13 protein-coding genes and 9 pseudogenes are annotated in these 24,068 nt (G+C 60.0%); 11 read left to right on the forward strand and 11 right to left on the reverse strand.

The genetic code is table 11. The features are described 5' to 3' along the window. Positions 1–81 precede the first annotated feature (81 nt). Entirely contained in the window at positions 82–1,266 is a 1,185-nt protein-coding gene (locus tag BRA1417_RS0110850) for a Xaa-Pro peptidase family protein (RefSeq protein WP_027515834.1), read from the forward strand. A gap of 788 nt (positions 1,267–2,054) precedes the next feature. On the opposite strand, the gene BRA1417_RS42480 is transcribed toward BRA1417_RS0110850, so the two are convergent. The 3 genes and pseudogenes from BRA1417_RS42480 to BRA1417_RS0110860 all read right to left on the reverse strand — a co-directional run bounded on the left by BRA1417_RS42480 (position 2,055) and on the right by BRA1417_RS0110860 (position 4,486). Then, entirely contained in the window at positions 2,055–2,642 is a 588-nt protein-coding gene (locus BRA1417_RS42480; protein WP_084462186.1) for an aminodeoxychorismate/anthranilate synthase component II, read from the reverse strand. After that, positions 2,639–4,033 (reverse strand): annotated as a pseudogene (gene pabB / locus BRA1417_RS39960) (aminodeoxychorismate synthase component I). Before pabB ends, BRA1417_RS42480 begins: the two are co-directional and overlap by 4 nt. Positions 4,034–4,180: 147 nt before the next feature. Beyond that, positions 4,181–4,486, reverse strand: coding sequence for a Dabb family protein (locus tag BRA1417_RS0110860; protein ID WP_027515835.1), 306 nt, complete (start codon positions 4,484–4,486; stop codon positions 4,181–4,183). A gap of 948 nt (positions 4,487–5,434) precedes the next feature. Between BRA1417_RS0110860 and panD the strand changes: the two genes are divergently transcribed. The 3 genes and pseudogenes from panD to panB all read left to right on the forward strand — a co-directional run bounded on the left by panD (position 5,435) and on the right by panB (position 7,587). Beyond that, complete coding sequence (gene panD / locus BRA1417_RS0110865) at positions 5,435–5,788, forward strand: aspartate 1-decarboxylase (RefSeq protein WP_027515836.1); 354 nt, start codon at positions 5,435–5,437, stop codon at positions 5,786–5,788. Between the two features lie 188 nt (positions 5,789–5,976). Continuing rightward, positions 5,977–6,612 (forward strand): annotated as a pseudogene (locus tag BRA1417_RS39965) (dethiobiotin synthase). 81 nt (positions 6,613–6,693) lie between these two features. Next, positions 6,694–7,587, forward strand: a pseudogene (gene panB, locus BRA1417_RS39970) (3-methyl-2-oxobutanoate hydroxymethyltransferase). Positions 7,588–7,616: 29 nt separating this feature from the next. Here the strand turns inward: panB and BRA1417_RS39980 are convergent. Next, positions 7,617–9,197: a recombinase family protein gene (locus BRA1417_RS39980; RefSeq protein ID WP_084462187.1), complete on the reverse strand. Its 1,581-nt coding sequence runs from the start codon at positions 9,195–9,197 to the stop codon at positions 7,617–7,619. Further along, positions 9,178–9,366, reverse strand: a complete 189-nt coding sequence (locus BRA1417_RS0110890) for a hypothetical protein (protein WP_027515839.1) — start codon at positions 9,364–9,366, stop codon at positions 9,178–9,180. The genes BRA1417_RS39980 and BRA1417_RS0110890 overlap by 20 nt, the downstream gene beginning before the upstream one ends. Before the next feature lie 303 nt (positions 9,367–9,669). Between BRA1417_RS0110890 and BRA1417_RS39985 the strand changes: the two are divergent. The 4 genes and pseudogenes from BRA1417_RS39985 to BRA1417_RS45455 all read left to right on the forward strand — a co-directional run. After that, positions 9,670–10,146, forward strand: a pseudogene (locus BRA1417_RS39985) (ATP-binding protein); the annotation flags it as partial. A 266-nt stretch (positions 10,147–10,412) separates the two neighbouring features. Further along, a complete protein-coding gene (locus BRA1417_RS45450) occupies positions 10,413–10,874 on the forward strand; it encodes a recombinase family protein (RefSeq protein WP_027515840.1) in 462 nt (153 codons plus the stop codon). After that, complete coding sequence (locus tag BRA1417_RS39990; RefSeq protein WP_245286185.1) at positions 10,822–12,396, forward strand: recombinase family protein; 1,575 nt, start codon at positions 10,822–10,824, stop codon at positions 12,394–12,396. Before BRA1417_RS45450 ends, BRA1417_RS39990 begins: the two co-directional genes overlap by 53 nt. Then, on the forward strand, positions 12,302–12,499 hold the full coding sequence (locus tag BRA1417_RS45455; protein ID WP_245286186.1) for a helix-turn-helix domain-containing protein: 198 nt from the start codon (positions 12,302–12,304) through the stop codon (positions 12,497–12,499). The genes BRA1417_RS39990 and BRA1417_RS45455 overlap by 95 nt, the downstream gene beginning before the upstream one ends. Before the next feature lie 34 nt (positions 12,500–12,533). Here the strand turns inward: BRA1417_RS45455 and BRA1417_RS39995 are convergent. Both BRA1417_RS39995 and istA (BRA1417_RS40000) read right to left on the reverse strand, forming a co-directional pair. Then, positions 12,534–12,878, reverse strand: a pseudogene (locus BRA1417_RS39995) (ATP-binding protein); the annotation flags it as partial. Then, a pseudogene (gene istA, locus BRA1417_RS40000) lies at positions 12,875–14,272 on the reverse strand (IS21 family transposase); the annotation flags it as partial. The pseudogenes BRA1417_RS39995 and istA (BRA1417_RS40000), both read right to left, overlap by 4 nt. Before the next feature lie 83 nt (positions 14,273–14,355). On the opposite strand from istA (BRA1417_RS40000), the pseudogene BRA1417_RS0110940 reads away from it, so the two are divergent. Further along, positions 14,356–14,613: pseudogene (locus tag BRA1417_RS0110940) on the forward strand (transposase); the annotation flags it as partial. A gap of 2 nt (positions 14,614–14,615) precedes the next feature. Here BRA1417_RS0110940 and BRA1417_RS0110945 read toward each other — a convergent pair. Continuing rightward, complete coding sequence (locus BRA1417_RS0110945; RefSeq protein ID WP_027515847.1) at positions 14,616–15,998, reverse strand: IS110 family transposase; 1,383 nt, start codon at positions 15,996–15,998, stop codon at positions 14,616–14,618. Positions 15,999–16,226: 228 nt separating this feature from the next. Here BRA1417_RS0110945 and BRA1417_RS0110950 point away from each other — a divergent pair. Together BRA1417_RS0110950 and BRA1417_RS42485 are read left to right on the forward strand one after the other, a co-directional pair. Beyond that, positions 16,227–17,102, forward strand: a pseudogene (locus tag BRA1417_RS0110950) (IS3 family transposase); the annotation flags it as partial. A gap of 673 nt (positions 17,103–17,775) precedes the next feature. Beyond that, positions 17,776–17,968 (forward strand): annotated as a pseudogene (locus BRA1417_RS42485) (transposase domain-containing protein); the annotation flags it as partial. A gap of 356 nt (positions 17,969–18,324) precedes the next feature. Here BRA1417_RS42485 and BRA1417_RS40010 read toward each other — a convergent pair. From BRA1417_RS40010 to istA (BRA1417_RS0110990), 3 genes are all read right to left on the reverse strand, one after another. Beyond that, positions 18,325–19,341, reverse strand: coding sequence for a 3-hydroxyacyl-CoA dehydrogenase NAD-binding domain-containing protein (locus BRA1417_RS40010; protein ID WP_051448316.1), 1,017 nt, complete (start codon positions 19,339–19,341; stop codon positions 18,325–18,327). A gap of 1,928 nt (positions 19,342–21,269) precedes the next feature. Continuing rightward, a complete protein-coding gene (gene istB / locus BRA1417_RS0110985; protein ID WP_027515747.1) occupies positions 21,270–22,031 on the reverse strand; it encodes an IS21-like element helper ATPase IstB in 762 nt (253 codons plus the stop codon). 19 nt (positions 22,032–22,050) lie between these two features. Then, positions 22,051–23,592: an IS21 family transposase gene (istA, locus tag BRA1417_RS0110990; protein WP_027515849.1), complete on the reverse strand. Its 1,542-nt coding sequence runs from the start codon at positions 23,590–23,592 to the stop codon at positions 22,051–22,053. Between the last annotated feature and the right edge of the window lie 476 nt (positions 23,593–24,068).

A 24,068-nucleotide genomic window follows, 5' to 3' on the forward strand; every position in this document is an offset into this window, starting at 1 on the left:
TGTACCGATGTATTATCGCGCGGCGAGCGTTCCGCTCTGTTCCGCAAAGTAGAATTTTAGGCGACCATGGAGCCTACAACGATGGCAATCGCAAAAGCGCCGCAGGCCTTCCCAAGAGCAGAATATCTGCGCAGGTTGGCTGCAGTGAAATCGGAAATGGCCCGGCGTGAAATCGATGCACTTGTCATCACGAGTTGGGGCAATATCACTTATCTGACCGGAAACGTGACGCGTATGCTGGCTGTGCATGCGCTTGTCGTCTCGGTCCAAGATGAGGAACCGACTCTTATCGTGCGCAAAATGTGCGCGCCGGGAGCAGCTCACCAGAGCTTCATGGCCAGAGAAAAGATTATCGGCTACTCGGAAAGTCTCGTCGGTAAGGCTAACATCGACGGCTACGATGCCGTAATTGATTTCCTCCACGACATCGGCGTGGCGCAGCGCGGTGTTGGACTCGAGCAGGGCTGCTTGATGGCGCCCGCGGTAGAGAAGTTCAAAACGAGATTGCCGCAGGCCCGAATCGTAGATTGCACCCGAGCGGTGGACTGGATTCGCGGGGTTAAATCAGACCTGGAGATCGAGGTCATGCGCGAGGCTGCGGCGCTCGCTGATGCGGCCGTTATGCGGGCGAGAGAGGTTATCCGCCCTGGTGTGCGAGAAGCAGATGCAGCGGTCGAGATCATGGCGGCCCAGGTTAATGGCGTTAAGGGTGGGCCAGCCGCGACAGGATTACGGCCACCGTTGATTTCCTCGACCCCGCGCACGGGCACGCCACATATTTTGTGGAGCGAGAGCATTTTCTGCGACGGAATGCAGATCAACTCGGAAGTCAGCGGAAACAGGTATAACTATCTTGCAGCTCTCATGCGCACATTCTCAATTGGTGCACCTGCCGACCGCGTTCGCCGGTTACATGATGCGCAGGTCGCTGCCATTGAAACGGCGCTCGATGTCATCCGACCTGGACGCACTTGCAGCGAGGTCGCACACGCCATGTATAGCGCGATTGAGAGGCATGGATTTCCAAAGGAATCGCGCTGTGGCTACTCGATTGGTATCGAAAATCAATTCACTGCATGGATTGAACCGACTGCAAGTTTTGGCAGGGAGGACATGACTGTTCTCAAGACCAACATGACCTTCCATCTGATGTTGGGCAATTGGGTGGATGAGGAGTTTGGCGTAACAGTGAGCGAAACCATCCGCGTGACTGACACGGGCGTCGAGGCGCTAACCCGTGCGCCGCGCGAGCTTTTTGTACTCTAGCAGGGCGATGGTGCAACGACGCGGTTGATAGTAACGCGATGAACGGAGCTTAGTCTGCTCTCAGAGTTGGGGTGGTGCTGAGGAATGCTATTGGACGTGCCTTCAAGATTTGAAGATCCGGCACGCAATGATCCTCGATAGTACACCAGGGTTGCAGCAAGTCTCCCTCCCGCTGGTAAGCCGAGTGCGTCGCAACAACCCATTATGGACAGCAGTGGGTGCAGTATTGTATTGAAGCTGGCCTGCGTCGTCGCCGACCTATGAAGAGAAATCGTAAGCGAGCGGTCGCATGGAGATTAGCCCGGCAGAAATGATCGCCTTGGTTCGTGTTGGATCTGCCGGTGATCCCGATCGCAGCAGCGGCGAGAATGTGAATCGCAACGAACTGCGTCATTGAGCCCACACCACTGCGCCGCCGTTTGAAAGGCGCGGACGCTCCGATCCGCACCCAGGATTGAGCAGGCTCACCGTTCCGATAGGCTATGACAGCCTGCACATGAGCGATTACAGCGCGCTTGGCAGCAAGGCCTATGAGTGTTTTTTGAAAGGAGCTCGCGAAGTGCTGCCGCATCAAGCATCTGCTCGGCCAGAAGCTTCTTCAGCTTGTCGCTGTCCTCCTCCAGCCCTCAGCCGTCGGGCCTCGGAACCGCTTTTGCCGCCGAACTTGGCCTTCCAATTGTAGATCGCCGTCTCAGAAAATTCCGTGCTTGCGAGAAGCCCTTCTTCCCAGCCCCGCCTTTCTTCAAGCCAACTCTAACACGTTTTGGTGGAAATACGCAGTGGGCAGGTCACTGCCGATCAAGTCGGTCTGCGCTTCTTAAGAAGTTCGTCAGCAGTGTGTTTCCGGCTTGCGTGAGGATCGATTCTGGATGGAACGGCACGCCGAAAGTTGGTTGATAGCGATGTGCGATGGCCATGATCTCGCCTTCGTCCGAACGCGCCGTAACCCTCAGACAAGGCGCGCATGACCGATCCAGCGCGATGACCAGAGAATGATAACGACCAACGCGGAGCGGGGACGGTAGATCCTGAAATAGTCCTCGACGGTCATGCCTTACGGGCGAAGAGCGACCGTGCATAGGGTGGTGAGCACGCACTACGCGGCCGCCGAAGAGGCTTCCAATGCATTGGTGTCCGAAGCAAATGCCCAAAATGGGCACTCGACCAGAAAATTCGCAAATTGTCGAAATCGATATTCCGGCCTCCGATGGAGTGCAGGGACCGGGGGAAATGACTACTGCACGCGGGCTGAGGCGCGCAAGATCGCTGACCGCCGCCTCGTCGTTCCGGACCACCTCCGTTGCCTCACCAAGTTTATGGAAATACCGGGCAACGCTGAAGACGAAAGAGTCGTAATTGTCGATAATGAGAATCAAAATGAACCGGCTGGTTTGGTTTGGAATGCGTGGAAGAGTCGCTGCGCCTTCGCGAGCATCTCCTCGTATTCGTTCGCTGGATCCGAGAGCGCCGTTATCCCGCTCCCCGCATAAAACACTGCTTGATCGGCGTTGATCGTTACAGTTCGGATCGCGATGTTCGTATCCATGTGCCCGTTGAATCCGATGAAGCCAATCGACCCACAATAGACCTCTCGTGCCACACGCTCGATCTCCGTAATAATCTTCATCGAGCGTACCTTCGGTGCGCCGGTAATTGAGCCGCCGGGAAAGCAAGCTCGAAGGAGTGAGATGGCGTCTGCGCCTCCTGCAAGTGTCCCTGCAACGATCGATACGAGATGGTGCACCGAAGCGTAGGTTTCGAGCTGGCAGAGCGCCACAACGTCCACCGAATCAGCGGTACAAACACGTGACAGGTCGTTGCGCAGCAGGTCAACCATCATCGTGTTCTCGGCACGGTCCTTTTCGGAAGCATTTAGGATCTCAATACGGCGCTGATCTTCCTCAGAATCAGCCGCCCGCGCAATCGTGCCTTTGATGGGGCGCGTTTCAACGTCACGTCCGTCTAACTTTAGGAAGCGTTCCGGCGAACTTGACGCAATCGTCAGCTTGCCGTAGCGCAAAAGAGCTGCAAATGGCGCAGGGTTCAATAATCGCAGATGACAGTAGAAGGAAAGTGGATCAAATGTGCTGGGCAGCCCGGCAGTGAAGCGCTGCGCAATATTAGCCTGGAAGATATCGCCAGCCAGGATAAGGTCAATGACACGGCGCACCGCCTCAATGTAGCTCTCCCGGCTGAAGTTCGAACGCCACGTGTCCGCCGTGGTCGGGAGCACAAAGTCCCGCGATTTTGGAGCGGCGAGCAGCGCAGCAAAGTGATTGGCTCGCCGCCGAGCTCGCTGAACGCGACCGGCGGGATCCTGCACCGGCCATCCAGTGGAAACAATCCAGCATCGCTGATCGTGGTGGTCGAAGCTGAGGACCACATCATACAGATGCAAAATGGACTAAGGCAAATTCTGACCAGGAATTGCTGGTGCCGACAACCGCTCCAGCGTCCGATTAAGATCGTAACCAAAGTAACCAGCAATGCCTCCCTGGAACGGCGGAAGACCGGGACGATGCTCCTGCTGATACCTGCCGAGAATGTAACGAAGCGCCTCCCATGGGTCGCCCTCGAGAGGGGCTCCATCGCAACTCGCCTGTCAGGCCGCGACCATAAAGGTGCTGAATGGATCACAGGCTACATATGAATAGCGTCCGAGTAGCTCATATCTAGAGGCGCTATCCAGAAAAGTGAGATGAGGTTGCGCCGCAAGACACTGCACGGCTCTCACCGGCTCAATCCATTTCAATTCGCGGACGTTCATGGGATGCCAACCACCAGTGCCCGACATTTTGGCACCCGACCCGATTGTAAACGCCAAAGGTGGCGCTGCTGGCCTGTGGCCCATAAGGTCTTAAGACTGATCGTCGGTCGATCACGGTGGGCTCGATATGTCGAGTAGCGCTGCAATTTAGCCAAGATGTCTAGCTGACGATACATTGTAATCAGCCGCGAACCGCAATTGACGAAGCGGTCGCACCCGCTTGATTGAATCCTGGTATAGCTCATGCGCTTTGTAGGCCGCGAGTTCTGTTTCATTGTCGAACTCACCATAAACGACGACGTCGACGTCGTTGCCGATCTGGTCCGTCTTGCGATTGCGCGCAATCTCGAGCCGGCGTGCATGGGGGATTGCGGTTAGGACCGATAGGCCTTCGACTATTTGATCGATGTTGGCCTTCTCCTTCGCGGTAAACAATTCGATGTGACGAATCATGGATGACCTTCTTGTAAGTTGTAACTTGGGCGGATAGCTACCGTGACGGTGAGACGCCAGCAACCGCTAGAACCGTTACCGGCTGCGATTGCCGACGTCGCATCGCTACTCAGTACGCCTCGTTTCCTCCTGACGATCAGTCAACATAGTGAGGCTGGCCAAGCTCTCATCGTGCCTTTCCGCGTCGGCGAATTGAGCTAGGCCGCACGAGTGCTTGGATCGATACTCCGTAACTGCCGACCACACTAAAGCACTTAATATCGCGTTCTTTCTAGAGATCTACCTATGGAGCGCGCAAGCATGTTTGTCGTCTGCAGGTGTGACATTCATTCTCAAACTTTAGGCAACACCGATCAATAATGGGGCGCAGGTCCGCGATCGTACTGAGCGGATCCGACCTCCGCAGACGTGTGCAGCGGTGCCAAGCGTCGTCAGTTGTTGGGACGAAATTCTGCGTCTAAGCGGAAAAATCCGCCGGAAAAGTGCAGACTTGGATGGAAGCCGACGATTTTTCTCCGGAGGACGGAGATGAGTTCTCAGGGTTGCAATGTAATTGACACATTCTGCTTGCTGTCCCGAGAGTCGATGAGAGCGACAGTCCCACTAGCGACGCTTGGAAATTCGGGCAGGCTGAGGCGCTCCGTTATGGTGCCTTTCCGGAGCTCACGCTTCAGGTGGAAAACATTGACAGGGATAACTTCGATGTAAACCGCATCGATGCCATGGGTCGGGCTAGCATCGCGACCGGTGGCAGTCCGAAGTTGCGCCTACCTTCCGGATAGCGCTCACCATGAAATCGAACCGAAAGCAACACGCTTGATCAACCACGGTCGCGGTCACGATTGGGCCGGCCAAAGGACGCTCGTGCGCCTGCGCCTCTCGAGACACGACATTACATCTACTCGGATAGGGTTGCCGAGAGTTACTGAAAGTTAGTGTGGGTGATCAATGCAAGTTACCTTGATGAAAAGCAAAATCCATCGTGCCTCGGTGACCCAAGCTGATCTGCAGTATGACGGCTCTATATCGGTAGATCGTGAGCTGATGGACGCGGCGGGATTATTGTTCAACGAACGTGTCGAAATCTACAACATCGAAACTGGAGCGCGCTTCGCCACCTACGTGATCGATGCGCCCCGAGCATCCGGCATCATAGCTTTGAACGGCGCGGCGGCCCGACTCGCCATGCCGGGAGAAAAAGTTGTTATTGTCGCGTATGCCTGTTTTGATGAGGCAGAAACTGAAACCTTCAAGCCTCGCGTCGTGCTCGTTGACCGAGACAATCGCATCTTGCGAGATTGAACCCAGTGGCCAAGCAGAGAAATTATTGGACATGCCTCGCCGTTGTGTTGATACGCTTTTCCATACTTGCGAAGCTAGCCGTCAGCCCGTCCGGTTGGGTTCGCTTGTCAATTTCAAACCCTCGATATCCATGAGGGTGAGATGCGGCCAAACGTTGCGGCGCTGATCGAGGACGCGAGAGGCTGGTAATTTCTGTGCGAATCGTGGTGACCGGTACGGATGCCGGAATCGGAAAGACCGTCTTTTGCGCCGGGCTGGCTAACCTTCTCGGCGCGAACTATTGGAAACCGATTGAGAGTGCCCCGGAAGGAGAGGCCGATTCTGATCGGGTGGCACGGCTGGGCAACCTTTCGGCCGACCGGATCGTGTCGGAGCGTTACCGTGTTCGCACGCTGGCTTCTGTGGGTCACTCTGCCGAAATCGACGGAGTTCGCATCTGCCCGGAGTCGCCGATTTGCCGGACGGCGGGGAGCGACCGCTGGTAATCGAGGGCGCCGGCGGGCTGATGGTGCCGCTCAATGGCGACATTCTCTACATTGATGTTCTTCAGAGCTGGCAGCTTCCGGTGGTGCTTTGCGCGAGCACGATGCTGAGTACCATCAATCACTCGCTGCTCTCGATAGAGGCTCTACGAAAGCGCCACATTCGTGTTCTTGGCATTGCCTTCATCGGCGAACGAAATGTTGAGGCGCAGATCGCCATACGCGAAATTGGACGTGTGCGGTGGCTAGCTAGGCCGATTGCCCTGGCTCTCTCCACTGACGTCGAATACTTTGCAGGCCGCGTTCAAAAGCGCATTCCGGGCTGATGATTTCAAGACATGACGCCAAGTTCACAAGTGTCTTCCGTTTCTTGAAAGGAAACGGGCTGAAGATAAGAGTGTAAGTAGCAGATCGAGATCCAGCATGAGCGACATTTCGCAGCCTTCTGTTGAGCGTGTCACCATTAAGTGCTGCAGCGGTGGAAAGACGAGGGACGGCGCCTTGTAATGACCACCGCTTATGACGCGGTTACTGCACGATTGCCGATCCCATCGTAGACATCATCCTTGTAGGTGATAGCGTCGGCAATGTCTGCCTAGGATTCGATAACACTCTGCCGGTTAGCGTGATGATGATGAACCATCATCTGGAAGCCGTCGTACGCACAAAGCCTCGCGCACTGGTCGTGGCTGATATGCCGTTTCTCAGCTTTCATCTCAGTCCCGAGGAGACGATTCGCAATGCCGGCGGATGTTTGCAGCGAGGGGCTGACGCCGTAAAGCTCGAAGGAGGTGCAAGCCGCATCCAAACGGTACGCGCTCTGGTCGGCTGCGAAATTCCTGTGATGGGCCATCTTGGCCTCACCTCGCAGAGCGTCAATACTATGGGCGGATTCAAGGTACAGGCTCGGAATGCAGATGACGCCTTACGCCTGCTCGAGGACGCATACCGTCTACAGGAGGCCGGCTGCTTTGCTCTCGTCTTGGAGGGTATTCCGGTCGCGCTCGCTGCGCGAGTGACCGAAATAGTCAATATACCGACGATTGGAATCGGAGCGGGGCAGATTGTGCTGGCCAGGTCCTAGTTCTTCACGATGTGCTCGGCTTCCCGGTAGGGCGCGATAGCTTGCTGGTTGCGCAAGTGGCGAACGCGGGCGCGGGTCCAGCTGTTACCCCGCCCCGTCGACTTGCCCGCTCGGTTGAGGACCGCTGCGATCGTGCCGTCGGGCATCTGGCGTGCCAGAACACGCACGAGATCGATGACATCTGCGGATGTGCTCCAGCGATGTTGGCCCGTGCGGTTCTTTCTGGTCTTTAGCGCTGTGTGATCGCCGCCCTGCCAGTGGATCACAAGCTCAATTGCCGCATCGCCGACGCGTACAACGACTTCGTGGCTAAGGTTCGGATGATCCGCTTGCGCGTGGCAGGCGTCGCCCCAGGACTGTTCCAGGCCCGCTCCAAATCGGAGCCAAGCGCGAGCAACCGCTCGCGGTCCGCCTCGCTCAGAGGACTCTCCGGCTTGGCCAACAGTGCACCGCGCTCTTCCTCGAGCGCGCGGGCGGCCAGCAGGCGTTCATTCCAACGTCGCTCCAGCTCGCCGGCGACCAGGCGATTGTCGGGATCGACAGCCTCATATCGCCGACGAGCCCGAGTGGCCTCATAGCGCGCTTGCTCAAGAGCAAGTTCAAGTTGACTCAGCTTCTCGGCGTGCTCCCGGCCGCGGTCCTCCATGGCAGACAGCGCAGCTTGGACTCCGAGCGGCTGCAGGCGCGCGATGACTTCGGTGCTGATTGCGGCATCCACACGCAGGCCGCCGAACGAGATGCATGGCTCTCCGCCATGATTGATCTGGCTGCCGCGGCAATGATAGCGCCCGACGTTGCTGTGCGTGCCGCTGTAGGCAACGTGAAGTTTACGACCGCAGTGACCGCAACGAAGGAGCCCCGCAAGAAGGGCCTCACCGCAGCGGACCGAGCCACGACTCATGAAGCTCTTCCCATTGGCGTTATCGGCGATCAAACGCTGATTCCTCTCGAACTCCGCCCATGTAATGTAGCCCTCATGGTGGTCCTTGATCAAAACCTCCCAGTTGCTGCGCTCCCGGCGGAAGCCCCGCACGATTCTCTTGCGGCCGGCCTCGATCGTCACCCGACTGCCTGAACGCCCGAAGGCGTAGGTGCCAGCATAGATCGGATTGGTCAGGATGTGGCGGATCGTGTTGTAGACGGGTAACTTCCACTCGACGTGACGGCCCTCGGGGCCACGGCTGACTGCAGGCAAGGCGATTCGCTCTTGCCGTAACCATAGGTGGACCTGGCGCAGCGTCTGCATCTCGGCGAACTTGGCGAACACGAGTGTGAGCGCCTCCTGAATGCGTCGATCAGGATCCTTCTCGATCTGATCGTGGGAGACTTTGATATAGCCGATGGCAACGTTGAGGAAGAGCTCACCCCTGCGCGCCTTCTGCTTCAAGGCCTCAAGCGAGCGCTGCCGAAAGATCGACAGCTCCATCTCGCTCATTGTGCCCTTCATGCCGAGCAGAAGGCGATCATTGGGGTGGCGCGGATCGTAGACGCCATCCTCATCGACGATCAGCGTTCCAACGAGCCCGCAGAACTCCAGGAGCGTATGCCAGTCCCTGCCGTTGCGGGCCAGCCCAGAGGCCTCGATCGAGACCACAGCGCCAACTCGCCCTTCGCAAATCGCGGTGAGTAGCTTCTCGAACCCGGGACGCGCGGTGCCGCCACCAGAGCGACCGAGATCATCGTCGATCACGATCACCTCGCTCCAGCCCAGCTGGCGCGCACGGTCGGCCAAGCCGTACTGGCGGCGCTGGCTCTCTTTGTTGTTGATAACCTGGTCGGCCGTCGACTGACGAATGTAGACGGCGGCCTGGCGAGCAAGGTGCTCAGGCGTGATCTTGCTCACCGCTGTCCTCCCCGCTCACGTCGCGTGTCTCGGCCGCGCTGTCGGTGAGCGCTTCGGCCAGAAGCTCCTTTAAGAGCTCCAGCATCTGCTGGTGAGCTTCGATCGGAATGCTGCTGTATGTTGGAGGGTTCTCGAAAAGATCCCCCTGACGACGTGATGCGTCCGCCATGACCGCCTCCTCGCGAATGGGATGATTCCCTGGAAGAGGAGGCTAAGACCGCATCGACGAGAACGCGCACCTCCAGCAGACGATCCACCGGAAGCTGCGGATCAGCTATCACTCGGAAGGAAGCGGCGGCGGGAGCCGCCATCCATGCCGGCAGAAGCGTTAACGTGGCATCAGGCTGTCTGATAACAAAATGCGTCTCATCGCCGAGCCGCTTGCAGGCGACAACGACTGACGCTCCGCATCGCGGATGAAACGGGGAGAGGATCTCAATCTCGGATCCTAGACACCCGGCATTATGACGCTGGTTCGCCCGGCGGCGGCAAGAGTCACTTGGCGGCAGCCATCGGCCTGGCCCTTATCGAGAATGGATGGCGCGTCCTCTTCACCCGCACCACCGATCTCGTCCAGAAGCTCCAGGTGGCGCGGCGTGAGCTCAATCTCGAGGCCGCCATTAACCGCCTCGATCGCTTCGACCTCCTGATCTGCGATGATCTTGCCTACGTCACCAAGGACCAGGCCGAGACCAGCGTGCTGTTCGAGCTCATCAGCGCACGCTACGAGCGGCGTTCCATGCTGATCACCGCCAATCAGCCCTTCGGAGAGTGGAACAGGGTCTTCCCGGACCCTGCTATGACGCTCGCCGCCATCGATCGCCTCGTTCACCACGCCACCATCGTCGAGATGAACGTCGAAAGCTATCGCAGGCGCACCGCGCTCGGGTGGAAGCGCGGTCCAGGGCGACCATCCTCGCACACGACACCAAAAACACTCGCTGATTGACGCTCCGCGACAATCAGAGCGAACAAAACTCTTGCGCGCGACAATCGTCGCGGCAATCATCACTTCGCCATCCTGATTGTCGCGCGCTTCCCATCTAGATTGTCGCGCTATAGAAGATCCCGCTGCGGACGCAATCGGATTTGTTCGCCATCGCCGCCCGAACTGTCGGACGACGAGAGGCTGAAGGCAATAGCGGTGTCTGCTCGTCGAAGCGGTAATCACGCCAAGGGCCGGGCAGTCGGTCCAAAGCCTCGCGGAGGTGCGCGATGAGCAAGATCAGCGCTGAGCACCTTTGCCGCGACGCCATCGTCTACATCCGCCAGTCGACATCCTACCAAGTCGCGAACAACCTGGAGAGCCAGCGGCGCCAATATGCCCTCGCCGACCGCGCTCCCCAATTGGGCTGGAGGGATGTTCAAATCGTCGATGATGATCTCGGCCGATCTGGCGCCGGCACGGCTCGACCCGGCTTCGAGAAGCTTTTGGCAGCAATTTGCGAGGGTCGGGTGGGCGCCGTTGTTTCGCTGGAGGCGTCGCGGCTCGCGCGCAATGGCCGCGACTGGCATACTTTGCTTGAGTTCTGCAGGTTAGTCGGAACACTGATTGTCGATGAAGACGGGATTTATGATCCTCGCTCGATCAACGATCGTTCTCCTGCTTGGCATGAAGGGCACGATGAGCGAGATGGAGGTTTCGGTGTTCCGGCAGCGTTCCCTCGAGGCGCTTAAGCAGAAGGCACGCCGTGGAGAGCTCCTACTGACCGTGGCAGTCGGCTACGTCAAGGCCGAAGATGGCCGGATCGAGAAGGACCCGGATCGGCGCGCCCAAGAGAGCATCGCCCTGGCGTTTCGCAAATTCGCCGAACTGCAGTCGATTCGGCAGGTGTTGCTTTGGTTCCGGGAGGAGCAAGTCGTCGTTCCGGCGGTCGTTCAAGGCCATGGCAAGCAAACAACCGAGTGGAAAGCGCCGGTCTATTGCACACTGCACCACGTGCTGACCAATCCGGTTTATGCCGGCGCATACGTCTTCGGCCGGCGCGGCACGCGCGTTGTGATCGAAGGTGGCAGAAAGCGAGTCGTGCGCGACAGTATCCGTCGGAACTGGAAAGACTGGGAAGTTTTGATCCGCGACCATCACGAGGCATATATTTCCTGGGAGGAGTTCGAAAGGAATCAGCGTCTGATCGCCGACAATGCCAACGGAAAGAGCTATTTGGGGCGCGGGGCTATCCGGCGCGGCGAAGCTCTGCTGCCTGGTCTGTTCCGTTGCGCTCGCTGCGGCCGCCGATTGCATGTCGCTTATACCGGCAAAGGCGGCAACACCAAACGTTATGTTTGTCGCGGGCCATTCGGTGCCAAAGCCGTCAACAACTGCATAGGCTTCGGTGGTATGCGGGTTGACCGCGCCGTTGCCCAAGAGGTTCTTGATCGCCTGCAGCCGCTTGGAATCGAAGCGGCGCTGGCCGTCCTTGAGGCACAAGGCCAGGAGCACGGCGATAAACGACGGCAGGTCGAGAACGCTTGTCGGCAGGCTCGATACGAGGTGGATCGGGCGCGCCGGCAATATGATGCGGTCGATCCGGATAACCGGCTCGTCGCCGGAGGGCTCGAGCGACGCTGGAACGAGAAGCTTAGCTGCCTGCGCGAGCTCGAAGATGAGCTCGATGGCTTCGCAGCCGAGCAGATGCCGATGGTGTTTACTGAGGATCGTGCAAGACTGATGGCACTCGGGAAAGACCTCACTCGGGCATGGGATAGCCCAGGAGCCTCGGTCGAGACGCGTAAGAAGATCATTCAATTGGTCAAGGAGATCGTCGTCGATATTGTGGACGACACGCTCTCTCATGTCATCCATTGGCAAGGCGGCGATCACACCCGACTGATCGTAAAGAAGAACAAGGTCGGGTTAACTCGCTGGGCGGTAGCGGCTGATACGCTCGATCTCGACCATGTGTTGGCCCGCCAGATGCCGGACCAACCGATCGCGGCCGTCTTAAATCGGGCCGGCAAATCGACCGGAAGAGGCAATAGCTGGACGCGTACCAGAGTCTGTGGCCTGCGCAAAGACCCACGGCATCGCGCCATACCGCGATGGCGAGCGCCTGGAAGGCGAACGCATGGAGAGAGGAGAAATCACTCTGGACGAAGCCGCTGCTGTGTTGAAGGTCAGCCCATCGACGGTTCGCCGCCTGATCGCGGAGCGAAGCTTGCCCGCGCACCAGCTGTGCAAGGGCGCACCCTGGGTGATTAAGGCGCCTGACCTGGAGCACCCCGAGGTCAGGAATGCCGCGCAGGCGCGGCGTGTCCGGCGCCCGTCGTCTGGCGATCTGCGCCAAAGAGAGCTTGAACTATAATGGCATAGCGAGGTGGGCAGTATGAATCGGACTCGGGCGGGCCGAACAGCAGCAGATTGGCGCCCTTGCCGAGCCAACTATCGCCGGCGGCGAGCGCGGCCACCTGCGCCTTGGAGATCATCGGCACAGCCTCGAAGTCGAAGTTGTCGAAGGTCTTTCCAGCGGGCAGCCGCGCCTCGAGGAGGTGGCGCTCGACCCGGCGGCGACCGCGTTCGGCGATCTCGTGCTCGGCAATGGTGGCGAGGAAGCGGGCCGCCGGCCAGCCTTCCTTGTCGGACTGCTCGGCAAATTGCGGCCACAGCACCTTAATGGCGGGCAGCCGCAACTCGTTGAGCGACAGATTGAGGCGCGCGGTGTCGACTGTGTTGGCCGTGCTCATGCGGCACCTCCGATCTCGCCGGCACCGATGAGGCACTCATAGCTGGCGAGCGGGGCGAGCTGCACCACGAGCTGCGGCATGCAGGCCGGATCGGGCGCAAGTAAGCGCACAGCCGTCCGAGGTCGGGCAGTTGGCCAGCGTTAAGGTCAGCCGCGAGCTGATCGGCGAGTTCGGCCTTGCAGCCGCGCTCATGGGCCAGTGCGAGCAGATCGACCATGAGCCGGCAGGCCTTCTTGTCCGGCAGCCGTTCGCGCAAGCGATCGAAGGTTCGGCGATAGGCATCACGCGGGAACAGCCGATCACGGTAGACGAGATTGAGCAGCGCCAGTGGCTTGCGCCGCAAGGAATGGATCACGTGCCGATAATCGACGACGTGGTCGTGCTTGCCGTTGGGATGCGGCCGCCCACGCGGCAAGTGACGAGATGGGTGCCGCCGACGAACACGTCCAGACGATGGTCGTAAAGGCGCACCCGCAGTTGGTGCCCGATCAAACGCGACGGCACGGTGTAGAACACCTTGCGCAAGGTGAAGCCGCCGCTTGAGGTCACGCGGACAATCACCTCCTCGTAATCCGAGGTGCGGCGATCTGGCAGCGCCGGCAGGGTGGCGCGCTCGTGGTCGATGCGTTTGGTGTTCCGGGCATTGCGGCGATCTCGTCGATGAAGCCGCGATAGGCGGCGAGATCATCGAAGTCGGCAGTGCCGCGCAACAGCAGCGCATCGGCGATCGTGGGCTTGAGATGGCCATGCGAGCTCTCGATCGCCCCGTTCTCGTGGGCGATGCCGCGATTGTTGCGGGAAGGCCGCATGCCGTAGTGGGCGCAGAGGTCCTCGTACCGCCGGGGCAGATCGTCCCTCGCATTGCGATCGAGATTGCAGAAGGCGGCCGACAGGCTGTCGGTCCGATGCTCCCGCGGTGCCCCGCCGAGCGACCAGAGGGCATTCTGCAGCCCTTCGGCCAATGCGACGAAGCTCTCACCACCAAGCACGACATGGGCGTGTTCAAATCCGCAATAGGCCAACCGGAAGTGATAGAGGCGATGATCGAGCGGCATACATGCGATGGTGACCCCAAGCTCGTCCATATCGGTGAAGTCGGACAGACCGACCTGGCCCACTTCATGGGTCTGGCGGAAGATGACCTCCTGCTCCGCGCCGCGGATCGCCGGCGGATCCGGCGCTCCAGGGTGCGGCGGATTCCGGCCCCCAGCTCAGGATGGCGTCGGAGTATCTCCTCGAAGATAGCCACGGGCCGCACGCCGGGAGCCGCCTTCAGCATCGGCACGACCTCCATGTCGAAGACGTTGGCCAAGGGATCCGGCCGGCGCCTTTGCCGCGGTGACTTCTTTTCGCGACGGAAGACGCAGATCCTTCTCGAGCCGATAAGCGGTCAGAGCCGGCTCCGCAAATTTGAACAAGACGATAAGTGGAGTTTCTGCCTGAAACGCGGCGATAATCGCCGTGAACAGGAGAGACCATGAACAGACGATCGCGCCGGAACCACACACCGGCGTTCAAGGCGAAGGTGGCGCTTGCCGCCGTCAAGGGCGACCGGACGATAGCTCAGCTTGCCGAGCAGTTCGACGTCCACCCCAATCAGATTACGGCGTGGAAGGCGCAGTTGGAGGGTGGCGCTTCCGGGGTCTTCGGCTCTGGGAGCATGTCGCCTGCCGCGCCTGCGATCGACGTGAAGTCGCTGCACGCCAAGATCGGAGAGCTGACGCTGGAGAACGATTCCTAAGAAACGGCAGCACCGACTTTCGGTTCCAAGGGCTGGAGAACAAAGCCGAATGCCTTGGCACGCCGATGCAAATTGTTGACCACTCGCGTCCGATAACGCGTCTCGTAGGACGAGGCCCCGGGATCGACATAGTCCATTCCGTATCGCACAGCATTGTAGAACAGAACTGCGATCTTGCGGGCCGTGGCGGTCACGGCCTTGGCCTTGCCGATGCGCGCTAAGAGCCGTCTATAAAAGGCGCCGAGCGCGGTGTCTGTACGACCTACGGTCACGGCAGCAAGGCGCAGAAGTGCCGCCGCCCGGCCGCCGGATCGGCGCGTTCGGGACGAGAGCATTTTGCCGCCGGAGACCTTGTTGCTCGGCGCCAGTCCCAGCCAGGAGGTAAAATGCTTTGCACTTGGCCACGAGGAGAGGTCGTCGCCGCATTCAGCGATCAGCTTCAGCGAGAGGTAAGGACCGAGGCCGTCGATCGTGGTGACGTCCTTTGCGAGCAACGCGAACAGCGCCTCGCGGACGTCGAAAGCTAGAGCGTTCGCCTGATCGGTTCGATTCCCGCGCCGCGAGGCCCGCGGCGCTGATCCATGGTCATGACCGCGATGGATGCTCAGTTCCTTCAACACTGCTTCGATCCGGGCGTCGCAGGCAGATGCCTTCTCGTGGTAGACGTCGTAAAGTGCAAGTGCCTGCTCGAGCGCAAACAGATGCTCGGCGCGGTAGCTTCCGGTGAGCGCCTTCGCGATCGTCTCAGCGCTGGAGTGGCAACTGTAATGGCGCAAGCACGCCAGCGCCTCAGGATCGCGCTCGCCGGCAAGGATCGCGCGTATGATACGCAGGCCGGTCGCGCCGGTGATGTCGGCGACGACGTGGTGCAGCTGAAGATTCATCTCCGTCAAGGCCTTCTGCATATGCTGGATGTGTGAGGCCGCGTACTCCAGCAGACGCTCGCGCTGACGCACGTAGGCTCGTAGCTCGGCAATCTGCCCTTTGGGCCGAAAGCTGGCCCGCAGCAACCCGAATGAATGGAGCCGCTGCAGCCATTGCGCATCGCTGACATCGGTTTTGCGCCCCGGCACGTGCTTGGCATCGCGCGCGTTGACAAGAAACACGGCAAATCCCCGGGCATCGAGAAGCTCGAAAATCGGAATCCAGTAGACGCTGGTCGATTCCATGACGACGGTCTCGACGCCGCATTCAGTAAACCAGTCGACCAGCCGATGCAGATCGGCCGTGAAGGTACCGAAGCTACGGACTGGCTCCGGTGCGCGATCTGGCCTCACGGCAGCCATGTGCATAGTCGCTCCGACGTCGATGGCAGCCGCGTTCGGGTGCACCATCGGCATCATACCACCGTTCCTCGACTTCGATCTTTTGGGGTTCATCTCCAATCCTCCTGCTGACGGCGGCGGAAGGGCTGGGCTGCGCTATTGGTCAGATTCCTAAACGGGATCGCCGGATGGCGTCACCACTCTCAAGTGCGCAACAACCCATGGACCAGGTTTTTTAACGGGGTCACGTGCCACCAAAATCGTATCGGCCGCTCCCTTCCGGTCGGCAATCTAGCGCCGGTCCGTTTCTATCCCACAGGGGGAGCGCAGCGCCGCGCATAGTTTTTTAGAAGAAGCGCTCACCAAGGCGGGATTGCTGAGCGCAAAGCGATGATCGACCGTGAGCACGATCTGTCGATCACCAAGCAGGCGGAGATTCTGCAGATCAGCCGCGGCAGCGTTTATTACCTGCCGCGTCCGGTGCCGGACGCCGATCTCGCGATCATGCGGCGTCTCGACTGGCTGCATCTGGAGTTCCCTTTCGCCGGTTCGCGAATGTTGAGAGGCCTGCTGGCTGCCGAGGGGTGCAAGATCGGCCGCCGGCATGTCAAGACGCTGATGCGGCGGATGGGGATAGAGGCGCTCTATCGCCGTCCGCGCACGACTAAACCCGAGCCCGGCCACAAGATCCATCCGTATCTGCTGCGCGGCATGGAGATCACACGGCCGAACCAGGTCTGGGCGATGGACGTCACCTACATCCCGATGGCGAGTGGGTTCGTCTATCTCGCCGTGGTGCTGGACTGGGCAACACGCCGGGTTTTGTCGTGGCGGCTGTCGATCACCATGGAAGCAGCCTTCTGCGTCGAGACGCTGGAGGATGCCTTGGCTCGTCACGGCAAGCCGGACATCTTCAATACGGATCAGGGCTCCCAGTTCACCGGACAGGCTTTTACCGGCGTGCTCGCCGACAACGGCATCGCGATCAGCATGGACGGCAAGGGCGCATGGCGGGACAACGTGTTCGTCGAGCGGTTGTGGCGCAGCGTCAAATACGAGGAGGTGTACCTACGGGCCTATGATAGCGTCAACGAGGCGCGCAATTCGATCGGCCGATATCTCGACTTTTATAACAGTAGACGTCCCCATTCGAGTCTTGACGGCAGCACGCCCGATCAAGCCTACTTCACCTCGCTGCCGCTCCGCCTGGCAGCATAACCCCGGCAGACGCTCCACTTATCGATGCGCAGATTCTGTTCAGACAACCGGGACCAGCTCAGTCGACGAACTGAACGACACCTTCGCGGCCGCCACTGGCTGCGAATTGGTTTGACGGAACTTCATGTAGAGCCTCATCTGGTGATCGGTGACATGGCAGCCTGGCAACGGGTGATTCCTCTTTGGCGAGAAGAACCATCCATCACCGGCCAGCCGCGATCACCAGACGGCGCGGTCCGCTCGGATCGCGCCGTCGCCGGGCTCGTAACTCCGGTCGGGCTACGCCCTCCCTACGTCACGAGCCCGGCGAAGCTCTCTCATCCTGATTGACGCTGCACTTCCATCCTGATTGCCGCGCCGCAATCTTCATTGGCATCTCCTCCTTCGGGGGTGGAATCCCCCACAGAAGAAGCTACGAGATGATCGAGCATGGCACGAATCTCAAGGAGGGCCTTAAGCGGAATCCGGGGTGTGGCAACAATCGCAGTCGAACCGGCTTGTGGGGTGACCATCCAGTCTGGAACGTGGAGCGTTCCGTCATGCGGCTGCCGGATTAAAAAGTGGCAAATGCCGTTATGTTCCTACTCACCGACCACAAGAACGGTTTGACCAACGAGCGGGTGGAATGGATAGGCTACAACAACATCGAACGCCAGATTCCCGGCAGTATGGCGCTGCTTCCGACGGCGGTGCCGAGCATTGGGCGGTCATCGCTTTCTTGGTCGAGACCTGCAAGATCAACGACATCGATCCGCTTGCCTATCTCACCGACGTCCTGACCAGGATCGTCAACGGGCATCCAAACCGCGATCGACCAGCTACTGCCCTGGGCCTATCGCGCTCCAGCCCTCAAAGCCGTGGCCTGAGAACGACGCTTACCGTTGTCCTCAGTGTCGATGAGAAAAGCCAGATGTCATTCGGCCTGCAATATTGGCTCTGACGCAATTTTGGTGCATCGGTGATGCGCCTCAACACTGTGAGAAATACGGGCTAGAAACTCGCTGACGAAACAAGAGAAACGACAGCTGGTCGCGCGATTGCGGTCCCACAGCCATGTGCCCGTTGCGAATTCAAGAACCCGGAGCGTGCCAAGGGCGCTGTAATGAGCTATGTGATCCCCGGTCGCGAACGCCCAGCCGATGTCGAGCCACGATCGAAATTTAGATGGCCGCTGTGGCCGAGACCGGGCTATTTGTGGCGTCATCCATAAAAGGCCGGACGATTATTGCGTAGGGAAAGCACGATCCCGTAGCCCCTTTTCCCAACGCGTGAGCGTCTCGCCCGCACCGTAGCACTGCGTGCGTAGCCCATGCAGCACAGCCACGAGGCAGTCATCGCGCTTTTGTTCGAGCTCAGCGACCGTCAGCTTGTCCTCCCGTGCCTCTGACTGCATGGCGAGTTTATCTATGAATGCTTCGTCGTGCTCGGGCATGTTGGTATACTTGGTCCATGGCGACCTCAGTTCGGGTTCCCATTTCTCGATGAGGTGGCGCATGGCGACTCCGCCGCCTCCGATGTTGAAGGGGCCAACGACAGCTCGGCGCAACCCAAATGAATAACGGATCGCATCATCGACCTCTTGCACCGAAGCTACATCGTCGTGCACCAACCATAGTGCCTCGCGCCACATCGCCTCCTGCAGCCGGTTCGCGATGAATCCATCCACCTCTTTGCGCACCACAAGCGGATGCATCCCCACCGCCCGATAGATCTGCGACGCCCTCATCAGAGTCTCAGGCGAAGTGCTCTGTCCGGCACACAGTTCAACCAAGGGCAGCAGATAGACCGGGTTGAACGGGTGTGCGACGAGCAGACGCCCGGGATGGGTCACCCCTGCCTCTAGCAAGGACGGCCGCAGGCCCGAGGTCGAGGAGCAGATCAAAGTGTCAGGTGACGCTGCGCGGCTGGCAGTCGCGAGCAGCTGTTGCTTGAGCTCCAGGCGCTCCGGAGCGGACTCCTGCACGATATCCACGCCGAGCACCGCATCCTCGACGGACTCCACGACCGTCAGCGACCCTTCGGCCGGCAGTGGGATGTTCGTCAGCTGTCGATATGCCCGGCGCGCGTTGGCCAGCATCTTCTTCACGCGCTCGACTGCACCAAGTGACGGACCATATAGCCGCACGTCCACACCATTGAGGGCAAACCGTGCCGCCCAGCCGCCACCGATGATTCCGCCTCCCAAGAGCCCGACCGCCCGAGCTGGCTTTTCATAAATGAAATTGGACTTCTTAGACATGAACCGTTCCTCTCAGACGTGAACTTTCACCGCAAGATTCTGGCCTACCTCATCGAGCCTCTCCAGCGCACCTCGATGCTCTCGACAATAGGGAGAGCCGGGCTCAGTCAGGACAAGGTTGCCGCCCACCAGTGATCAGGTTGATCACGGGTTCTTCGTCCTACTCCCGAATCGGCCGCACCAGTACCGGTACAGCTCCCGGTCACGCGAACCCCGCCGGAATGCGCACCACCGCAGCTCCCGCGGCCTCGATAATCCAGTGCGCTCCGGAGGCACCCGCCGTGCAGACTGCTCGCCGCCCTGACCGCGCCGACACTTGAGAAAACATCCGGACCTTCTCCTCTCGCTGAAGTCTATCGTGTACGAGGACCAAGCCAGACGGACCCACTAAGTTTCGTCTGTTGATGTTCACCGCTTCTGCGTTCTCGAGCGTAAACGGTGTCAGTGCCAGCGGGTGACCGAGCGGGCCTCATTGGGAGTTCCTAACGACACGCAGCGAGACGCGTTGGCAGCCGCAGCACTCATCTAAGCAATCGGCGTGCCACTCGCAGAAGCGTTTGCGTGGGCGGCGTGACGAGAGAAAGCACGTGTTAGAAGTCGGCGGCCATTGGAAGTGACGCGACAGATCGTCGGATTTCCGACATTCCGGTAGCCTGACACGGATCACATCGCAAAATGGAGCCTCTTACCATGACGGTCGTCCCTTAAGCGGAACTTGGACTGACTGACGAACTGACGGTTGACCCGCTCGACATCAGTCTCTGGCGCCGAGATCATGGCTGTGCGGTGATGCACTAGCTTCAGCTGTCGAAAGCTGTCGCACCGTGCTGCTTTTCTCGAGGATTGCGCCTTTGTTGGCCAATTCCCGCCAGCGGCGGTGGGCAGTTGCGGTGGGCCGGATAAGCGCATGATCTCGGGCCGCCGAAGTTGGCGGACCCAAATTTCTTGAGAGGAGAGGTCGATGCTGCGCCACGCTGCTTGAGTTACTTTGCCCGAATCTAGTAAATTACCACAAGGCTTTCTGCAGGTGGTCCGCGCGTGGTCTGCCCACCCATTTCGAAGCTCCTATGGCTGTTCATGCAAAGCCCGAGTGTGCCTTGCCTGAAGAATGCGAAGGCGATTTCCGGGAGGCGCTGAGGGCGGTACTGGGCAAGGGCGCACCGACCTCTCGCCAGCGGTAATTCCCGGCTCACGGGTGAGTGACAAAGCGACGTACGAGCCCTAGCAGAGGCGCGATCTGGCGCGACGATACGTGTACGTGTGGGCCGATGGCTTCTTCCTGCGGGCCCCCGTGGACGACCACGGCGGGTGCAGGGTGCAGAGCTGGCGCGATCTCCTGTTCGAGGTCAAACCGCGCGGACTGCAGATCGCCGCAGAAATTGCCGTTGCGATTACGCGCTCAGCTTGCGGAAGGTGCTCGAGGAGATCTTTCCCGGCACGCTTGACGCCTTCGCTGGCCTTCAGCAACTAATTTGCGCCTTTGAGCCGCGGCCAGGTCTTGGATGCGGCCATGATCAGCTTAAACACCATCATCTTGCCGGTGGTCAAGGGCGCAGATGTGTGGGTGAGTAGGCCGGGGAATTTCACCGCCGCCCTTTCGCAGAACCGAGCGTGAGACTCTCGCCTCAATCGGCTCCCATCAGGCAAACGTGTCCGTCATACCAAGCTGCCAGTGTACGAACAGCCTCGCTTTTTCCTGCGACAATTCTTGCAGAAAGCGACTCGCGCGGAGAGCGCCTGAACTTCCGCATGGCCAAGGCCAGAAGCATCCGATTGACGTATCTGACCAGAGGGTACAGAGCGCGAGTGCGGATTCCGGGGATTGCGGCCAGAGATTCCGATTGAACGCGACCATGCATTCCGATCGAAGGCGGCCACCTGTTCCGACGAAGGCGGCCGGGGTGTCGTTGCCGGCATGAGGAGTTGGGTCAGGTTTTCTTCGCGGCGTCAAGATTGGCGCGTTGGGCAGTTATTTTCCGCATGCTGTCTCCTTTGAGGATGAGGCGGTGAGCGTTGTGGACGAGGCGGTCGAGGACGGCGTCGGCGATGGTCGGGTCGGCGATGATCTCATGCCAATTTTCGATCGGTACCTGGCTGGTGATGATGGTCGATCCGCGCTGGTGACGATCGTCGACGACTTCGAGGAGATCGCGACGCTGCTCGCCGGTAATCGGAGCGAGGCCCCAGTCGTCGAGGATGAGCAAATCGACCCTCGATAACGTCTTGAGAAGCCGCGCATAGCGTCCGTCGCCGCGGGCGAGCGCAAGAGCTTCGAACAGCCTTGGCAGGCGATGGTATAAGACCGATCGATTATCGCGGCATGCCTTGTGACCGAGCGCGCAGGCGATCCAGCTCTTGCCGACGCCGGTCGGCCCGGTGATGAGCAAATTTTGCTTGCGGCCGATCCAATCGCCATCGACGAGCTTGGCAAAGAAGGCGCGGTCGATGCCGCGCGGAGCGCGCAGATCGACATCTTCGACGATTGCGGCCTGCCGTAGCGAGGCAAACTTCAGGCGTACGATGAGCCTTTTGTTCTCTCGCTCAGTTGCTTCGCGATCGATCATCAGGCCGAGGCGCTGCTCGAAGGTCAGCGCGGTGACGTCCGGTTGGCGTTGCTGATCATCGAAGGCCTTGGCCATTCCGGCGAGCCCGAGAGCGGCGAGACGTTCGTGGGTATGATTGCTGAGCATAATGCCTCCTTGTTGCTGGTCAGTGGTAGTAGTCGCGGCCACGGATGTTACCGTGCTGGATGGGATCGGCGTCGGGGGTGGTGTCGGGAAGGAAGGACTTGTCCAGGCCGGTCTTGAGGATCGAGGCAATCGACCGATAGCTCGCTGAGCCGATGCTGATCCCGCGGCGGCAAGCGGCTTCGAGACGTTGCGTCCCATAGGTCTTTTCCAACCGCAGGATGCCGAGACAGGATCGGAAGCCCTGCTCGGGATGCGGCTTTGTCCGCATGATCGCCTCGCACAGCGCGATTGTGGACGGACCGACTTTCTCAGCGGCGGCCAGCAGACGCGCCGGCGTCCAGAAGGCGTATCGGCGATGCGCGCTCGGCATGTGCTCGGGGATCGTGGTGTGGCGGCGCTTCACCCCCGAGCGTGCATGGCTGGCGATGCGGGTGCCGCGATGGAACACCTCGATGGTGGCTTCGGTGGCCCGAACCTCGACAACCTGGCGGATCATGCGGGATGGCACCGAGTAGAAGTGTCCCTGAACTTCGACATGGTAATCCGGCGCCACACGGGCACGACGCCATTCGGCGTACTGATAGGCCTCGGCCGGCAGCGGCATCAGGGCCGGACGATCGATGGTGTCGAAGAACTCGCGGCGGCTGGCACCGAGCTTGCGCATCAGGCGGGCGTTGAGTTGGTCGACCAGGATGCGGATCGCAACATTCAACTCGGCGAGCGAGAAGAAGCGCCGGTTGCGCAGCCGCGCCAAAATCCATCGCTGGACGATAAGAACCGCCGCCTCCACCTTGGCCTTGTCGCGCGGCTTGCGGGGCCGCGCCGGCATAATGGTGGTGCCGTAATGGGCGGCAAGATCTTGGTAGGTCCGGTTGACGCCTGGCTCGTAGCGGCTCACCACCGTCACCCCGGCCTTCAGATTGTCGCAGACGAGCGCCTTCGGCACCCCGCCCAGGAAGGTGAGCGCATCCACATGGGCGCCGATCCAGTCGGGCAGCGCCTCGCTGAACCGGGCTTGGGCAAAGGTGTAATTCGACGCTCCCATGACCGCGACGAAGATCTTGGCGGCGCGCACCTCCCCGGTGAGCCCGTCGAACACCGGCATGGTATCGCCGGCGAAGTCCACGAACAGCTTTTCGCCGGCCGCGTGGGTCTGCCGCATGGTCGCCGTGATGCCGTGGCGCCATTCGACGTAGAGGTCGCAGAACCGGCTGTAGCCGTAGCCGTCGGGATGATGGCCGCGGTATTCCTCCCACAGCAGTGCCAGCGTTACGCTGCGGCGGCGCAACTCGGCATGGACATGCCCCCAATCCGGAAGCGGCTTCGATCGTGGCGGGTTGTAGCCGGCCGGCGCAAACAGCTTGCGCTCCAGGGCTGTGTCGTCGAGCTCCTCCGGGATCGGCCAGGTGATGCCGATCACCGCGGCCCGGCGGACATACTCCGCGATCGCCGTGCGACCGATCCCGACCGATCGGGAGATCACCCGATCGCTCACCCCACAGGCATACTTCAGGCGTAGAACTTCTCGAATCTTCCGCATCGGCAATCTCTCGGCGGGCATCGGACCTCCCATTGCGTCAACCGCAAAAGGGACCTTGCCCCGTTCAGATTGCCGACAACGCCCCCCGTCTCACCCTATCAACAGGGTGGCCGCATTCGTTCGGATCGAATGGCCGCTTTCGATCGGAATCGGTGGCCGCCTTCCGTCGGAATCGGTGGCCGCTTTGCCCCGGATTCCGCACGCGAGCGCGTATCGTCCATAGTATTCGATACACCCCCGCAGGAGAGGCTTGATCTGGTGCGCGATCTCGTCCAGACAACTCTGTTCGATGTCAGAGGTTCAGTTCCCGCATCGCCGCCCGCATGGACTTCAGCGCCGAGGCGCTCACCTCTGGGTTGAAGCCCCAGAACAGAGTGTTGTCTCGGGATCGTCTAACCAGCCGGGGCCGAAAGCCGGATCCGAGGAAGTCGAATTGAATGTTCGGATACGTGCCTCTGCGCTTTCCGTCCTTGCAGTAAACGATTTGGTTTACGTCG

It is taken from the genome of Bradyrhizobium sp. WSM1417, from assembly GCF_000515415.1.
Taxonomy (GTDB): domain Bacteria; phylum Pseudomonadota; class Alphaproteobacteria; order Rhizobiales; family Xanthobacteraceae; genus Bradyrhizobium.

What these genes read in the sequence shown, in the direction of transcription:
- BRA1417_RS0110850 (WP_027515834.1), top strand. Translation starts at nt 82, where the DNA reads ATGGCAATCGCAAAAGCGCCGCAGGCCTTCCCAAGAGCAGAATATCTG.
- BRA1417_RS0110860 (WP_027515835.1), bottom strand. Translation starts at nt 4,486, where the DNA reads ATGATTCGTCACATCGAATTGTTTACCGCGAAGGAGAAGGCCAACATC.
- panD (WP_027515836.1), top strand. Translation starts at nt 5,435, where the DNA reads ATGCAAGTTACCTTGATGAAAAGCAAAATCCATCGTGCCTCGGTGACC.
- BRA1417_RS0110890 (WP_027515839.1), bottom strand. Translation starts at nt 9,366, where the DNA reads ATGGCGGACGCATCACGTCGTCAGGGGGATCTTTTCGAGAACCCTCCA.
- BRA1417_RS45450 (WP_027515840.1), top strand. Translation starts at nt 10,413, where the DNA reads ATGAGCAAGATCAGCGCTGAGCACCTTTGCCGCGACGCCATCGTCTAC.
- BRA1417_RS39990 (WP_245286185.1), top strand. Translation starts at nt 10,822, where the DNA reads ATGAGCGAGATGGAGGTTTCGGTGTTCCGGCAGCGTTCCCTCGAGGCG.
- BRA1417_RS0110945 (WP_027515847.1), bottom strand. Translation starts at nt 15,998, where the DNA reads ATGAACCCCAAAAGATCGAAGTCGAGGAACGGTGGTATGATGCCGATG.
- BRA1417_RS40010 (WP_051448316.1), bottom strand. Translation starts at nt 19,341, where the DNA reads ATGTCTAAGAAGTCCAATTTCATTTATGAAAAGCCAGCTCGGGCGGTC.
- istB (WP_027515747.1), bottom strand. Translation starts at nt 22,031, where the DNA reads ATGCTCAGCAATCATACCCACGAACGTCTCGCCGCTCTCGGGCTCGCC.
- istA (WP_027515849.1), bottom strand. Translation starts at nt 23,592, where the DNA reads ATGCCCGCCGAGAGATTGCCGATGCGGAAGATTCGAGAAGTTCTACGC.